The 14,487-nt window shown below is 48.0% G+C and carries 12 protein-coding genes; 3 read left to right on the top strand and 9 right to left on the bottom strand.

Translation table 11 applies throughout. The annotated features are described in order from the left end of the window. Positions 1–607: 607 nt before the first annotated feature. The 3 genes from H3V12_RS01035 to H3V12_RS01045 all read right to left on the bottom strand — a co-directional run bounded on the left by H3V12_RS01035 (position 608) and on the right by H3V12_RS01045 (position 2,976). Positions 608–805 (bottom strand): DUF3008 family protein, encoded by a 198-nt coding sequence (locus H3V12_RS01035; protein WP_198212173.1) that lies wholly within the window; start codon positions 803–805, stop codon positions 608–610. Between the two features lie 117 nt (positions 806–922). Then, complete coding sequence (locus H3V12_RS01040; protein WP_075868892.1) at positions 923–2,263, bottom strand: ATP-binding protein; 1,341 nt, start codon at positions 2,261–2,263, stop codon at positions 923–925. Positions 2,264–2,271: 8 nt separating this feature from the next. Next, entirely contained in the window at positions 2,272–2,976 is a 705-nt protein-coding gene (locus tag H3V12_RS01045; protein WP_198212176.1) for a response regulator, read from the bottom strand. Positions 2,977–3,435: 459 nt separating this feature from the next. Here H3V12_RS01045 and H3V12_RS01050 point away from each other — a divergent pair, with 459 nt between their 5' ends. After that, positions 3,436–4,080, top strand: coding sequence for an MBL fold metallo-hydrolase (locus H3V12_RS01050; RefSeq protein ID WP_198212178.1), 645 nt, complete (start codon positions 3,436–3,438; stop codon positions 4,078–4,080). 375 nt (positions 4,081–4,455) lie between these two features. On the opposite strand, the gene H3V12_RS01055 is transcribed toward H3V12_RS01050, so the two are convergent. From H3V12_RS01055 to H3V12_RS01070, 4 genes are all read right to left on the bottom strand, one after another. Beyond that, positions 4,456–4,929 (bottom strand): BA14K family protein, encoded by a 474-nt coding sequence (locus tag H3V12_RS01055; RefSeq protein ID WP_075868885.1) that lies wholly within the window; start codon positions 4,927–4,929, stop codon positions 4,456–4,458. A 204-nt stretch (positions 4,930–5,133) separates the two neighbouring features. After that, positions 5,134–5,349 carry a cold-shock protein gene (locus H3V12_RS01060; RefSeq protein WP_075868883.1) on the bottom strand — a complete coding sequence of 72 codons (216 nt, stop codon included), beginning with the start codon at positions 5,347–5,349 and terminating at the stop codon, positions 5,134–5,136. A 922-nt stretch (positions 5,350–6,271) separates the two neighbouring features. Further along, positions 6,272–9,019 (bottom strand): excinuclease ABC subunit UvrB, encoded by a 2,748-nt coding sequence (uvrB, locus tag H3V12_RS01065; protein WP_198212180.1) that lies wholly within the window; start codon positions 9,017–9,019, stop codon positions 6,272–6,274. Positions 9,020–9,689: 670 nt separating this feature from the next. Further along, entirely contained in the window at positions 9,690–10,478 is a 789-nt protein-coding gene (locus H3V12_RS01070) for an SH3 domain-containing protein (RefSeq protein WP_198212182.1), read from the bottom strand. A gap of 309 nt (positions 10,479–10,787) precedes the next feature. Between H3V12_RS01070 and greA the strand changes: the two genes are divergently transcribed. Together greA and H3V12_RS01080 are read left to right on the top strand one after the other, a co-directional pair. Continuing rightward, complete coding sequence (gene greA, locus H3V12_RS01075) at positions 10,788–11,261, top strand: transcription elongation factor GreA (RefSeq protein WP_075868874.1); 474 nt, start codon at positions 10,788–10,790, stop codon at positions 11,259–11,261. Continuing rightward, positions 11,261–12,325, top strand: coding sequence for a glycosyltransferase family 4 protein (locus H3V12_RS01080; protein WP_198213714.1), 1,065 nt, complete (start codon positions 11,261–11,263; stop codon positions 12,323–12,325). The genes greA and H3V12_RS01080 overlap by 1 nt, the downstream gene beginning before the upstream one ends. A 112-nt stretch (positions 12,326–12,437) precedes the next feature. Here H3V12_RS01080 and H3V12_RS01085 read toward each other — a convergent pair whose 3' ends face one another. Continuing rightward, positions 12,438–12,908 carry an Lrp/AsnC family transcriptional regulator gene (locus H3V12_RS01085; RefSeq protein ID WP_077972104.1) on the bottom strand — a complete coding sequence of 157 codons (471 nt, stop codon included), beginning with the start codon at positions 12,906–12,908 and terminating at the stop codon, positions 12,438–12,440. 72 nt (positions 12,909–12,980) lie between these two features. Further along, positions 12,981–14,369: a TrkH family potassium uptake protein gene (locus tag H3V12_RS01090; protein ID WP_198212184.1), complete on the bottom strand. Its 1,389-nt coding sequence runs from the start codon at positions 14,367–14,369 to the stop codon at positions 12,981–12,983. Positions 14,370–14,487: the final 118 nt, after the last annotated feature.

Consider the following 14,487-nt stretch of genomic DNA (forward strand, 5'->3'; position numbering starts at 1 on the left):
TTGTTGCTTGTGGCCGAGTGAACCGATTACACTTTGTGATGATGGTCGAAGGTCAATGATCGGCATAGCACAACGATTGATCGAATGCGGTGATGGTTTAGTGTCTTTGGGGCGCTTTAAAAAATCAGTCGCTACATTTTCCGTTTGCCAATTTTTCCTATCAGCGCTTCGAAAATAACTGCTTTTACCATCTGTAACTGCATTCGAATGTAAGGATGAGTGGCTCAAGGATAAGTGGTTTGCGGGCAAACGGTTCCAGTCATTGCTAAACAAGCCTGCCATCAGTAACCACTGCCGAACGGCATATGAACCGCTCTTCAGGGTACGCGTGGCCTGTCATTAACAAGGAACGTTTAATGACAGGCGCAAACGGCCTTCGTCACTGATAAAAATATTAATTTGGTCGTCAAGGAATAATTTTAAGTTGCTGGTGCGACAAGTTCTTCCCGACACCGCTGGCATCACGTGTTCACAAGCGGGCAATAGAAAATAGTTGCGCAAACGGTTTTTTGCCCGTCAGGCTGAAGCCAAGCCCGAGCTTCTATTCTCAGATAGCCATTATTTCCTGATAAGCTCGAGTCAAAGCGTGACAACGACGTGCCGCTTCTTATTTTTTTGATTTTTTGCCGATGTTATCAGGCAAATCCTTGAGCTTGGTCGAAGCAAAATCTTCAAGCTCGTCTTCTGTCATGGATTGTTCCATTTTTTTGGAAGCCCCCTGCAAAGAGCTGACCGGTCTTTTGCCGCGTTTGGCCGCGAGGGCTGCTCCGGCTGCCTTCTGCTGGACTTTGGAACGTGCTGGCATGATGATTTCCTTTCTGAAAAGAACAGATACATAAGATTGAAACAGTACAAGAAAGCTGATCTCACTTTCTTCAAGACTGTTTCGAAATGAAATGCCTGTTCTTATTCATATCGGGCGCTAGAGAGGAATTTCAACAATGACGCGCAAGCCGCCGGTCGGGCTATCATCCAGTACAATATTGCCGCCGTGGCTGCGGGCAATATCCTGTGCAATCGAAAGGCCAAGGCCTGTGCCACTGGCATCCTGATTGCGTGCTTCATCAAGCCGGAAGAACGGCTTGAACACTTCCTCTCGCATATTGGCAGGAATTCCCGGCCCATCATCATCGATAATGATGACGAGGTCATCGTCACCATGGACAATGGCCACATCAACGTTTTTGGCATAACGGAAACTGTTCGAGACAAGATTGCTGACAAGCCTTGAAAAAGCCTTCGGTTTCAATTGTACGAGAGGCGATCCTTCCATGTGATAGACAAAGCCGCGATCGCGCAGTTTCGCATCCTTTTGAAGGGTCTTCATCAATTCGCTCAAGTCGAGCTCGCCGACATTTTCGGTTCCCTCGCCACGGGCAAAGGCAAGATAACCTTCCAGCATGTTCTGCATGTCGGCCACGTCCTGTTCAAGGGGCGTTGTATCGAAGCTTCCCTTTGCCAAAGCCAGTTGTAATTTGAAGCGGGTTAAAATGGTGCGCAAATCATGGCTGACACCGGAAAGCATCATTGTGCGTTGCTCAATCTGGCGTTCAATGCGCTTGCGCATGCGCAAAAATGCAGTGCCTGCACGGCGCACTTCTTCTGCACCTCTCGGTTCGAACCCTTCCGGTAAAGGCAGGCCGCGCCCGAAACTATCGGCCGCAGCGGCCAGCTGCTGGATCGGTTTGATCTGGTTTCTTAAAAAGAAAATAGCAATAATCAATAAAACAAGCGCTGTGCCAACCATCCAGCTCAAGAAAATACCGGTGTTTGATGCATAGGCTTGCGAGCGCATGGCAAATACGCGCAAGACATGGTTATCAAGCCGGATGCGGATTTCCACAAGGTCGGAATCTCCCACTGTGTCAATCCAGAACGGGCGGTTGATCTGGCGGGTGATTTCTTCACTTAAGAAATAATCGAGAATAGCAAAGAAAGGTTTCGGGCCGGGGGGTGGTAATGGTTCGGGCGGCAATATTGATATGTTAAGCCCCATGCGTTGCTGGGCAATGCGCGTAATATTGTTGTAATTATCGTCTTGCGGATAGGTTTCGATAATGTCGATAATGGCGGAAATATCACGAACAACGGCCGTAGACAGGCGTTCGGTTACCATCTGCCAATGCCGTTCCATGAAAACATAGGCAATAACCGATTGCAACAACACCATTGGCGCAATGATGATGATGAGCGAGCGCGCATAAAGGCGCTTTGGCATTTTTTTTGCCAGCCAACGCCCAAAACTATTGATAGGCCCGGCCATTGATCATCCTACTCGATTGAAAGTTTGTAACCGACGCCGCGCACCGTTTGCAAATAAACCGGATTGGCAGGGTCTTTTTCGATTTTGCGGCGCAACCGGTTGATCTGCACGTCAATTGTGCGTTCACCAACTTCTCCTTCACCGGTGGCGAGTTTGTGGCGCGGAATGGTTGTGCCCGCATGTTCGGCAAAGATTGACATAATTTCCTGTTCGCGATCTGTGAGCTTTATGACTTCGCCGGATTTTTTCAGTTCTTTCTTGGCAATCGAAAATGTATAGGGTCCAAAAACCAGTTGCTCTATCTTCGGCTGTCCATTGGTATTACCGCGACGCAAAATAGCATTGACGCGCAGTAAAAGTTCGCGCGGGTCGAACGGTTTTGGCAGATAATCATCAGCACCCGCCTCAAGCCCGTCAATACGGCTATCAGTTTCAGATAAAGCTGTAAGCATGAGAATGGGCACGGTTTTTGTCTGGCGTAGTGACCGCGTCAGCGAAATGCCGTTTTCACCCGGCATCATGACATCGACAATCAAAAGGTCAAAATCAAGTCCGGCTAATTTGCGGCGTGCGTCATCAGCGTTTGCAGCAACCGAGACACGAAAACCGTTCTGGACAAGATATTGCGACAAAAGGCTGCGTATACGCGTATCATCATCAATAACCAGAAGATGGGGGGCGTCATCAGAAAGCTTTGTTGTTTGTTCTGTCATTTTTACCTATCCGAATTGAAAAGAGTTTATCGGAAGAATCCGCCTCTGTCGAGAGAACCGGCTTTTTATTGCTCCCAATTTTAGGCTTTTACGTGACAGGCCAAAAACGATTGCAAGTCTATAAATTTCGCGTTGCGTGGTCCGACTTCTTTTTTATGTGAATTTCTTTGGTAAGAGGGGCGGGAGGGAAAGAAGGCTGTTCAGTAACGAATTTCAAAAAACGATGATTATGTCTTCACCTACCATTCGCCGTTGGCTTTTAAAATCGCTTTTGTCATGTTTGGAAAGGCTCGAAACTGTGAAGCGCCCGCACGGTACTGTTAAAGGCAAAATATAGATAATCGGTCGGGAAGACAGGCGAGAGGTGTTTTGGGCTGTCCCGTTATAGTTCTTGATATTCTAAAGCTTGAAGTCGATATAAATTTAAAATTCCTGCAACCGATTGTCGAAAGTAATTGAATGGGAAACTTGAAAGCAACAATCATACCGGTCACTGTGTTCCGGCAAAATTGCACTCTCCTTTATGATGGTGAAACAATGCGTGGCGTGCTGGTTGATCCCGGTGGTGATTGGCCGAATGTCGCCCATGCAATAAAAGAGACTGGCGTCCATGTTGAAGCCATATGGATCACCCACGCCCATGTCGACCATGCAGGCGGAGCGATGGAGGCCAAGGAAGCTCTTGGTGTTCAAATCTACGGTTCCAATATTGCCGATAAACCGCTCATGGAAAATCTGGTTATCACAGCGCGGGATTATGGAATGAAAGACGTGCGTAATTGTGTTCCCGACCATTGGCTTAAAGAAGGTGATGTTGTGGATTGTGGTGGCCATAAATTCGAAGTCTTCCACACACCCGGTCATGCACCCGGTCACGTCATCTATTTCAATAAAGAAGCAAAATTGGCCTTCGTCGGCGATGTGCTTTTTCATAATTCGATCGGCAGGACAGATTTTCCCTTTTGTTCCTATCCGGATCTTATGCGCTCGTTGAAAGAAAAGGTTTTGCCATTGGGGGATGATGTTGTGTTCATCAGCGGGCACGGTGAAATGGGCACGATCGGCGAAGAAAAACGCCATAATCCGTTCTTACAAGATATGTGAGATGTGAAACAGTCCTCGCTTCAAGATCAAATAGCAAGTGCTATTGCACTTGCTATGTCCTTTGGTGCCATAGGACTCATAGAAATAGGCGTGTCATATAGAAATAGGCACTCGGCGCCATCGGTAATCATTTGATGGCGGAAAATATCCCGCGTTTACTCGCGCCCGCATTCAATCATTCCAGAGGCCTTCAAGCGATTGATTGAACGGTTGATGCCTTTTCGGTTAAAAATTATAACTTCATCTGCTTGGGAGGTGCGGTCGAATTGATGCTGTTTATCAGGCATTATCTCGAGTTCAAGCATTGTTTCGAAGAGGGGTAAAAAAATACCCGACGCGAGGCCGGGTATTTTCCTTTAATCGGATGCCGTCAAATCAATTGGCGTTACAAAAATGGTTGAGACCATCAACGCCACGATATGTTCCTGTCCGCGGATTGAACGAGCGGTATTTGTGCGAGCAATAGGCGCGCCAACCCGGTGTCCAAGGCTGATAAATCGGTTTGTAAGCGGCAGGTGCCGGCGGATAATAGGGACGGGCAGGTGCATAATATCTTGGTGCTGCCGGATAATAGGCCGGAGGCGGGGGCGGAGCCTGATAAATGACCTGAGGTTGTGACGGTTGCGACAAGGCGCTGCCAATCAGCGCACCGGCTGCAAGGCCGACGACACCGGCGGCAACTGCGTCTCCGTGATCGTGATGATGATGGTGGTGATCCCAATAACGCGGACCACCCCAATAACCCGGACCACCCCAATAGTGGTCATGTGCTGATGCGCCAGCAAGCGGGGCCACAACCATCACTGCCGATACGGCAGAAAGCATTGCCAATTTTGCAAAATTTTTCATGGTTGAACTCCTTTGAATTCGGTTCATGAAAACAATTCTATGTCTCATTTTCTGAACGCAGCCTGAACGCTGCTTGTGACTTTCTTATGGTAAATAAGATATTTAACATTTTTTTCCATCACAATTTATATTTTTTTGTTACAGAAAATTTGTCAAAAAAAAACCGGATCGCGAGACCCGGTTTAATGGATGAACGGTCCGGGTTCATCCGATAACTGTGATATTGACCGCTTTCGGACCTTTGCCACGACGGTCAGGCTCGGTGTCGAATGACACCTTCTGTGCGTCGGTAAGTCCAGTCAAACCCGAAGCCTGAACGGCCGAGATGTGCACGAAAATATCAGCGCCACCATCATCCGGCTTGATGAACCCGAAACCTTTATCGTTGTTAAAAAACTTTACTTCCCCGGTCTGTGCCATAGAATGTTTCCTCATTCAGTTACCTGTCGCAACAGGTTTCATAATAAACGCCGCCCCACACACCATGCGCAAAACGGCTCATGCAGGCAGTTCTTGAAGTCTGGAAAGCACTCTATTTACCAGCTTGCAACCGACGGTTACCAATTGAAACCAATATTTCTATTGGCAAAGTGGCTCCGGTTTTACCGGAAATCCGGTTGTTACCAGCCCAAAACTTATAGCGGTTTTGGCACGCCTGTTAATAGTCTTCCAATGTTCGTAAAATGCCCGAACCCGCATAGATTGTATTAAATTCTTGAAATTTGCAAGAGTTTTTTGGATTTATTCTTTAAATTGATTGAAATTAACAGTTTAAAATTCGTCTAAACATAAAGAGACGCAGTTCCATACCCGTTTTTTAAATCGTTATGAAACCATCAAGAGAGGCGATTTGCACTTTTAAAAAGTCGTAAAGCTTGTCCGGTTTTATCCACTTGTTTTACCGATAATTGCGCTTTTTGAGCTCTGAAACAGGAAAAAAGAAGCGTTTTAATTTGAGCGCTTTTCTAAAAACCCGTATCAACAGCGATGATGCAGGACCGAAATCAATTTCAAACAATTGTTTTTATTTCCGGAATTTTTGAACAGAATAAAATATATAATGAAATCATACGGATAATTATATTTTTCACATGAAAAAGCGCGGGAGATCAAAAACGTCCCAATCAAATTTGATAAAAAATAAGTATAATTATGCCTTTTCTTATGAAGAATTATCCAATTCTTTAAATCGATCTAATTATACGATAAATGCGTTTTTCATTTTTTTTTAAAATATTTTTCACGGTAAGCGGCTGTTCAAAGTGGCAAAAGGAAAGATTTACACAAGAATTCACCCTCTCGGTACTATGCCTACTCGTGTAGGAGAAGAGGCCAAGGGCGCTTAACGCCCCGGCCTTCCGGTTTTTCCGGGACGACGCCGTTTGCGTGCAACTTCCACAGGGTCTTCGAAAGAACCCAAACCAATACGTTCGCGCTTGATCGGTTTTGCACTTTCACCGAGCGGGACTTCGGTACGTTTTACGGTCATTTCATCAAGCGTATTTTTTCTGAACTTTCCGTTTTTCGGGTTTGGTTGGAGAATCCCGACATCCATATTCGGCCCCATATGGTCAAGGTCGGGTTTGGCGAAAAGTCCCTTTTTATTGGCTTTGTCTCGCGACAGTTCGCCACTCTCGATTGTCTTCTCGACATTGCGGGTCAACGGATCATCGGAAATAGCAAGCTCCGTCTGCTGTAAGCGCTTGATCTCGTCGCGCAATTTTGCCGCTTCCTCGAAATCAAGATCGGCAGCCGCGTCGCGCATCAATTTTTCCAGATGTTCGATATGGGCAGCAAGGTTGTTGCCAACCATATTGCCAGCCTCGGCAAATTCGGAAATATCGGCACGAACATGGTCGCGCTCGTAAACCGAGTCGAGAATATCGGCAATGTTCTTCTTCACGCTTGATGGCGTAATGTGGTGTTCGATATTATAAGCCTGCTGTTTCTCGCGACGGCGTTCTGTTTCAGCCAGCGCTCTTTCCATCGAGCCGGTTTTGTTATCGGCATAAAGGATAACGCGGCCATCGACATTTCTTGCAGCACGGCCGATAGTCTGGATAAGCGACGTTTCCGAACGCAAAAACCCTTCCTTGTCGGCGTCAAGAATAGCAACAAACCCGCATTCCGGAATATCAAGGCCTTCACGCAACAGGTTGATGCCCACAAGCACATCGAATGCGCCCAGACGCAAATCGCGTATAATCTCGATTCTTTCCAATGTATCAATGTCGGAATGCATATAACGAACACGGATACCCTGTTCATGAAGATATTCGGTCAAATCTTCCGCCATACGTTTGGTAAGAACCGTTACCAGACTACGGTAGCCTTGTTCTGTGGTTTTGCGGATTTCACCAAGCACATCGTCAACCTGATTGCGGGCAGGGCGCACTTCTACCGGAGGGTCTATCAACCCTGTCGGGCGAATGACCTGTTCGGCAAAAACGCCGCCCGCCTGTTCCATTTCCCAAGCCCCCGGCGTTGCCGAAACAGCAATGGTTTGGGGGCGCATGGCGTCCCATTCCTCGAAACGCAAAGGACGGTTATCCATGCAGGAAGGAAGCCTGAAACCATATTCGGCCAATGTTGCTTTACGGCGGAAGTCTCCGCGATACATGCCACCGATTTGCGGAATGGTGACATGGCTTTCATCGGTAAAGATTATGGCATTATCGGGGATATATTCAAACATGGTTGGCGGCGGTTCACCCGGTTGCCGACCTGTCAAATAACGCGAATAATTTTCAATGCCCGCACAACTACCGGTGGCTTCCAGCATTTCAAGATCGAATGTGGTGCGCTGCTCAAGCCTTTGGGCTTCAAGCAGACGTCCTGCCTTGTTCAATTCGGCCAGACGGTCACGAAGCTCTATTTTTATGGATTTGATGGCCTGATTAAGTGTCGGACGCGGCGTAACATAGTGCGAATTGGCGTAAATTTTAACCGATTTCAGATCACCGGTTTTTTGCCCCGTCAACGGGTCGAATTCGGTAATTGCATCAATCTCGTCACCGAACAAGGAAATGCGCCATGCGCGATCTTCCAGGTGGGCAGGGAAAATCTCGATTGTGTCGCCTCTCACCCGGAACGAGCCGCGCACGAAATTAATGTCCTGCCGGCGATATTGCTGCGCAACAAGGTCAGCGAGAAGCTGGCGCTGGTCGAGATGGTCGCCCACCTGCATCTGGAATGTCATTGCCGTATAGGTTTCAACCGAACCGATACCGTAAATGCAGGAAACAGACGCGACGATAATAACATCATCACGTTCAAGAACCGCACGGGTTGCCGCATGGCGCATCCGGTCTATCTGTTCATTGATCGACGATTCCTTTTCGATATAGGTGTCGGAACGCGGCACATAGGCTTCCGGCTGATAATAATCATAATAGGAAACGAAATATTCTACGGCATTGTGCGGGAAGAAATTCTTGAACTCGCCATAAAGTTGTGCTGCCAGAGTTTTGTTCGGTGCAAGGATAAGGGCAGGGCGTTGTGTTTCTTCGATAACTTTCGCCATTGTATAAGTTTTACCCGAGCCGGTCACACCGAGTAAAACCTGTGTGCGGTCACCATTTTTGATGCCTTCCACAAGGTCTTTGATCGCGGTTGGCTGATCGCCGGAAGGAAGAAACGATGTCTCCATTTTGAACGGAATCCCGCCTTCCGATTTTTCCGGACGGACAGGGCGATGTGGCGTCCACAATTTGCCGTTTTTAAACAGCGGATTTCCTGAAGAAATGAGCTTGGACAATGCCTCGACGGTCGCCGTTGCACCGCCGGTGGAAATTTTTGACGCGTCTTCAAGCCCGACATCAAGTCCGGCCACGGGGTTAAGGCCGGCCGCAGCACGCTGCTTGGCTGTCGCTTTGCCACCAATCGAAGTGCCGCGCGCTGTACGGGCCCCCTTTGTCGAGGCTTTTTTGGCCTTTACCGGTTTTTTGACTGGCTTTTCGGCAGCCTTATTAATATCGGCTGCCCAGTCTGCTATAGACCCGGTTGCTGCCGCTGCAATATTTTGCTTGCCGGCTTTCGTGGGGGACTTTTTTGCCCCTGCGGATTGATGGTTTTTAGCTGATGACGTCATGATAGAACAATATGGTATTTCAGCCGGAAAATAAAAGGCAATAGCTTAATTTTGTTTGTTTTGTTCATACAATTTTTTACCTTTTGATTTTCTTGATATTTAACAATCAAAAGCGGGCTGGAACATGTTTTGTTTTCTTGAAGCAAAAAGAAATTCCGTTCCATGTTTCTGCGCTGTGAAGTTTTCAGACGACTTATTTCACTTCCATCAAAATTGAACACGGTTCATAAGAACCCGAATTTTGCCAAAACCGGATGTTGCAGGACAAGGTGTAACAATAAACTTTGAATAGTCCTGTAAAATGCGGCTTGGGTAAAGCGCAGCCAAAGTAAAGTTTAATTAGAATTCCTTCAGACCGCGCTTGGTGCAGACCGCGCTTGGTAAGTGGGATATCTGCTGCTCTCAAAGAGGTAACAATAAAGGATGAAACCATAAAGGGGCTTCTTTTCCACGCTCCCGTTTACTGTATCGGGCTTAGGTAAGATGGTCAAAACAGGTGTTTTCAAGATCGGATGTTGAATGACGATAAGCGCCAAAGTGTTTGACATGAGGGTAAACAATGACCCTCACGGAAAATCAGGTCGCCAAAAAGCGGCCGGTAAAAAACCGGCCGCCAAAAACCGGCCGCTTGTCACCAAAACGGCCGGTATAATCAACGTAACGGATAAACCTAGCGTTTGATATCGGGAAAATCTTCCCCGAACCCGCCACCAGGTGCGCCCCCGCCGGGTCTGATATCGGGGAAGCCTCCGCCATGAGAAGGCGGTGGAGTTGCCGGTCTACCCCCACCAGGTTTGATATCGGGAAAACCACCACCGGATCCACCATGAGAAGGCGGCGGGAAGCCTGGTCCACCGGAGCCACCACCAGGCCCACCTGCCGGAAAGTGGCCTCCCGGTCTGCTACCGGGGTAATGCCCACCTGGACCGCCATGAGGAGGCGGGGGCGGCATCCCCGGTCCCGGTCTGAAAGGTGGCGGTCGCATGCCCGGAGGCGGGCGGTGCGGCCTGTCAAATCCCCAATGTGGAGGAGGCGGCGGCGGACGATGATCTCCATGCCAGTGATGCCTGCGATAATGACGGTAATACCAGTCATCATCGTCGTCAAAATAACCACCACCGATAATGACATTATATGTCGGAGAAGGACGATTATAGCTGTTATAAACAGCCTCGCCGTTGCGGAACGCAAGATATGAGGCAGAAGCCCAACCGATACGCGGGCCATAATTGATTTCACACCAATTGCCCGAACATCCGCGCACGCCGACGATTTCACCCGGCGGAATTGTGCCGCGGATAGCATAGGCTGTGCTTGGCCCATCTCTGAAATTCAAAGGCGCGGTTACAAGTGCATCCAATGCCTGCGCTGCCTGTGTCGTTAACAAGAAAGTACCAAACAGCAAGGAACCGAGTATTTTTCGCATTTTACCCTCACGTTCAAGGGGTGAATTTGTCATGGCGTTTTCCTCGCCGACTATTATAGGCTAATTTAAGCGAAATTGTAGCGAAGAGAAAGTGCCCGACAGGAAATCTGAAAATCAAGTTTTGTTAAGAAATGTTTATTCCGCCGCAAGCAATAGCTGTTTTATATGGTGTCGGGCGAGGCGATAATCAGGGCACAATCAAAAGAAAATTTTGGATGAAAAATCTTTTTCCTATGCTATATAATAAGAAGCTAAAAGTTTAGAGACGGGTTCCGGGAGGAGTTCCGGAGGCCGTTTCTTTTTGTTTTCGACGCAAAAACGCGGGAAGGAAAGGATACGACAATGGAAAAATATCCGATGACGACCGGAAGCTATGAAAAGTTGAAAAAAGAGCTTCACTGGCGTCAACATGAAGAACGCCCCCGTATCATTGAAGCAATCGCCGAAGCGAGGGGCCATGGCGATCTTTCGGAAAACGCCGAATATCATGCTGCAAAAGAAGCCCAAAGCCATAATGAAGGCCGCATAGCAGAACTTGAAGACTATGTTACATGTGCCGAAGTGATCGACGTTTCAAAACTCACCGGAGACAAAGTCAAATTCGGTGCAACTGTCAAATTGATTGACGAAGACACCGAAGAGGAAAAAACCTACCAGATCGTCGGTGAACAGGAAGCCGAAGTAAAATTGGGCAAAATCTCTATTTCTTCGCCGATTGCCCGTGCATTGATCGGCAAGGAAAAAGGTGATTCTATAGAAGTGAATGCACCGGGTGGTTCACGCTCTTACGAGATTTTATCCATCGAGTTTATCTGATCGGTTGTTCAATGCGTGTGTCGGTTGACGAAACGGACGTGATTGCGCCCAATTTCAAAAAGCGTTTGTCGGGTGTGACATCGACAATTGTGCAACTCATTCCCTTGCAGCGCAAAAAAGGCATACGCATTTCTACCATTGGACCCGGTCTGCCGGATAGTTTGCCATCTCTTGGCTATTCAAGCTTACTGAAACTCTGGAAACGGCCTGATGGCAAACCGTTTCGCATCTGGCATGCGCGGCGCAATGTCGAAATGGTGGCGGGTATTCTGCTGCGCGACCTTTTGCGCATGAGGCTGAAGCTTATTTTTACTTCTGCCGCGCAACGCCATCATAAGCCTTTTACCAATTGGCTTATCAGAAGAATGGACAGGGTTATCGCGACAAGTGCCCGTTCCGGTTCGTTTCTTGAGGTGCCCTATCGGGTCATCATGCATGGCATAGACCTTGACCGGTTTACCCCGCCTGCAACATTTGAAGATACATTCCAATCGACAAAACTTCCCGGCAAATATGCAGTCGGTTGTTTCGGGCGCGTACGCCATCAGAAGGGAACCGATCTTTTTGTTGATGCGATGATCGAATTGTTGCCCCATTATCCTGACTGGACAGCTATTATTACCGGCCGCACCACTGCCGAACACAAAGATTTTGAAAAAGAACTGGAACGTAAAATTGCCGCCGCCGGTCTTCAAAAGCGCATTCTCATATTGGGCGAGGTTGATGATATCCGCGTCTGGTATCGGCGCGTAACGCTTTACGTTGCACCATCGAGGAACGAGGGGTTCGGGCTGACACCGCTTGAAGCTATGGCTTCCAAAACCGCTGTTGTGGCAAGCGATGCTGGGGCTTATCAGGAACTTGTCACAGAAGGCACGGGAACAGTCGTTCCGGCCGGTGATGGAAAAGCTTTGACAGAAGCGATAAAGCCCTATCTGGCAAATCCTGAAAAGACAATTGCTATGGGTGAAAAAGCCTTAGAGCATGTGCAAAAAGATTTTCCGCTTAATAAAGAAGCAAGCTCGATAGACGAAGTTTATCAGGAAGTTTTCACGCAAAAATAATGCAATAGTTCTTTAGTTCGCGCTGAAATTCACGGGACTATAGCCTGAAAAATAGCCTCAAGCGCTGCATGAGAAAGAAAAGTGATGTTTTCCGTGTGTCGCTTGGCGTTTTTTAAAGAATAAGCGGCGGCTCGTCTTTGATGACGCGAATGGTAAGTGCGGTGCGCACGGAACCGACATTGGAGGCAGCTGTCAGTTGCTCAATGACAAAAGTCTGGAAGCTTTTAAGATCGGGTGCCACACAGTGAAGCAGAAAATCCGATTCACCTGACACCATCCATGCTTTTCTGACAAGAGGCCATTGATAGACCATTGCCGCAAAACCACGTAAATCCGCATCGGACTGGCGGTGCAAGCCGACAAAGCAAAAAGCCACGAGATCCTGACCGATCATGGCACCATTCAGAATAGCTTGATAGCCTTTGATAATGCCGTCCTGCTCAAGGCGTCTGACACGACGCAGACATGGCGGTGCCGAAATACCGACTTTCGAAGCAAGCTCGACATTTGTCATGCGGCCATTGCTCTGGAGTTCTTTGAGTATTTTCCAATCGATTGAATCGAGATCGGCTTTAATCTGCATTGGGCGTTACTTCACTATTGTTCAATTGAGTGTCTGTCTATCACCGGTTAGGAAAAACGTCACGTGATAAAATCATTTTCTCCAGAATGCCGGCGTGAAAAGAATAATAACCGTAACAATTTCGAGGCGTCCTGCAAACATAAGAGCACTTAAAATCCACAATGCGGCGTCTCCGACTGTGGAAAAATTCCCGTCAGGGCCAATTCTATCACCAAAACCGGGACCGACATTGGAAAGGGCGGTCAATGCGCCGGTAAAAGCCGAAACAAAATCAAGGCCGGTGAAAGAAAGCAACATGGCTCCGATCACAAGCGAAGCCATATAGAGGCTTAAAAAAAGTAAAACCGTCTGGGCAAGGTCACCGGAAATATCGGTTCCGCCATAGCGCACTTTGACAACTGTGTTCGGTGAGAGAAGCCGCGTCATGGCGACGCGTGTGAAACGCCAAAGAATTATAAGACGGTTAATTTTGATGCCACCTGATGTTGACCCCGCACAACCGCCAATAAATGATGCGATGAAGAAAAGGCCGATAGCGAAGGGGCCCCACAACAGGTAGTCTTCAGCGGCGTAACCGGTGGTGGTTATCACCGAAACAAAATGGAAAATCGCATCAAGAAATGCGTGATGAAACGAAAATCCGAACTGGAAGCGCAGCCAGATTGCAAGTGCAAAACTTGCAACGAGAACGATGGCCAGAAAAACAACAACCTGCGGGTCGGCCAAACGCCTTGAACGTTCAGGCAAAACAAGTTTGACATAAAGAATAAAGGGGAGCGAAGCGAGCAACATAAAAATTGTCGCAATGACCAGCACCGAAGGCGTTTTGGAAAAATAGCCCAGAGACGCATCATGGGTTGAAAAACCGGCTGTCGCAATTGTTGTCATTGCGTGATTGACTGCGTCGAACATAGTCATGCCGACTGCAAAATAAGATAGCATGCATAAAAGCGTGAGCCCGAGATAGGCAATGATAATGCCATTGGCGATCTGGTTGACGCGTGGCAAAACTTTTTCTGCACGGTCGGATGACTCCATATTGAAAAGCTGGATACCGCCAACTCTGAGCGAAGGTAAAAGCAGTAAGGCCAAGGCGATAAACCCGATGCCGCCAATCCAGCATAAAAGTGAACGCCATAGAAGAATACCCCGCGGCAGCCGGTCAAGTCCGGTAAGCACGGTAGCACCGGTGGTGGTAATGCCGGAAACGCCTTCAAAAATGGCTGCTGCAAGTGACAAGGGCAGTCGAGAAAAATAAAGTGGCATCGCACCGAGCACACAGCCGGTAACCCACAAGCAGACTGTCAGCAAAAATCCGAGTCGTGCCGAAAAGCGGCAATTCGCGCCATTGGTTGCAAGCAGGATCAGCGTTGCAAAGGCAATGGTTGTTGCAGCCGACCGGATGAATACAACCCAGTCGCTGTTTCCTGCCCGCAAATCGGCGAGAGCAGGGAGTAACATGGTTATACCCAGGATCAGCGCAAAACGTGCGCAGACATTGCTGACAAATCGAAAAATGGCAAACCTCGGGACTGAAATGAAGCTTAAGTAAGTGTGTTATGCAATCGTCTACTATTTT

It is taken from the genome of Bartonella sp. W8167 (assembly GCF_016100335.1).
GTDB classification, from domain to species: Bacteria; Pseudomonadota; Alphaproteobacteria; order Rhizobiales; family Rhizobiaceae; genus Bartonella; species Bartonella apis.

What these genes read in the sequence shown, in the direction of transcription:
- H3V12_RS01035 (WP_198212173.1), bottom strand. Translation starts at nt 805, where the DNA reads ATGCCAGCACGTTCCAAAGTCCAGCAGAAGGCAGCCGGAGCAGCCCTC.
- H3V12_RS01040 (WP_075868892.1), bottom strand. Translation starts at nt 2,263, where the DNA reads ATGGCCGGGCCTATCAATAGTTTTGGGCGTTGGCTGGCAAAAAAAATG.
- H3V12_RS01045 (WP_198212176.1), bottom strand. Translation starts at nt 2,976, where the DNA reads ATGACAGAACAAACAACAAAGCTTTCTGATGACGCCCCCCATCTTCTG.
- H3V12_RS01050 (WP_198212178.1), top strand. Translation starts at nt 3,436, where the DNA reads ATGGGAAACTTGAAAGCAACAATCATACCGGTCACTGTGTTCCGGCAA.
- H3V12_RS01055 (WP_075868885.1), bottom strand. Translation starts at nt 4,929, where the DNA reads ATGAAAAATTTTGCAAAATTGGCAATGCTTTCTGCCGTATCGGCAGTG.
- H3V12_RS01060 (WP_075868883.1), bottom strand. Translation starts at nt 5,349, where the DNA reads ATGGCACAGACCGGGGAAGTAAAGTTTTTTAACAACGATAAAGGTTTC.
- uvrB (WP_198212180.1), bottom strand. Translation starts at nt 9,019, where the DNA reads ATGACGTCATCAGCTAAAAACCATCAATCCGCAGGGGCAAAAAAGTCC.
- H3V12_RS01070 (WP_198212182.1), bottom strand. Translation starts at nt 10,478, where the DNA reads ATGACAAATTCACCCCTTGAACGTGAGGGTAAAATGCGAAAAATACTC.
- greA (WP_075868874.1), top strand. Translation starts at nt 10,788, where the DNA reads ATGGAAAAATATCCGATGACGACCGGAAGCTATGAAAAGTTGAAAAAA.
- H3V12_RS01085 (WP_077972104.1), bottom strand. Translation starts at nt 12,908, where the DNA reads ATGCAGATTAAAGCCGATCTCGATTCAATCGATTGGAAAATACTCAAA.
- H3V12_RS01090 (WP_198212184.1), bottom strand. Translation starts at nt 14,369, where the DNA reads ATGTTACTCCCTGCTCTCGCCGATTTGCGGGCAGGAAACAGCGACTGG.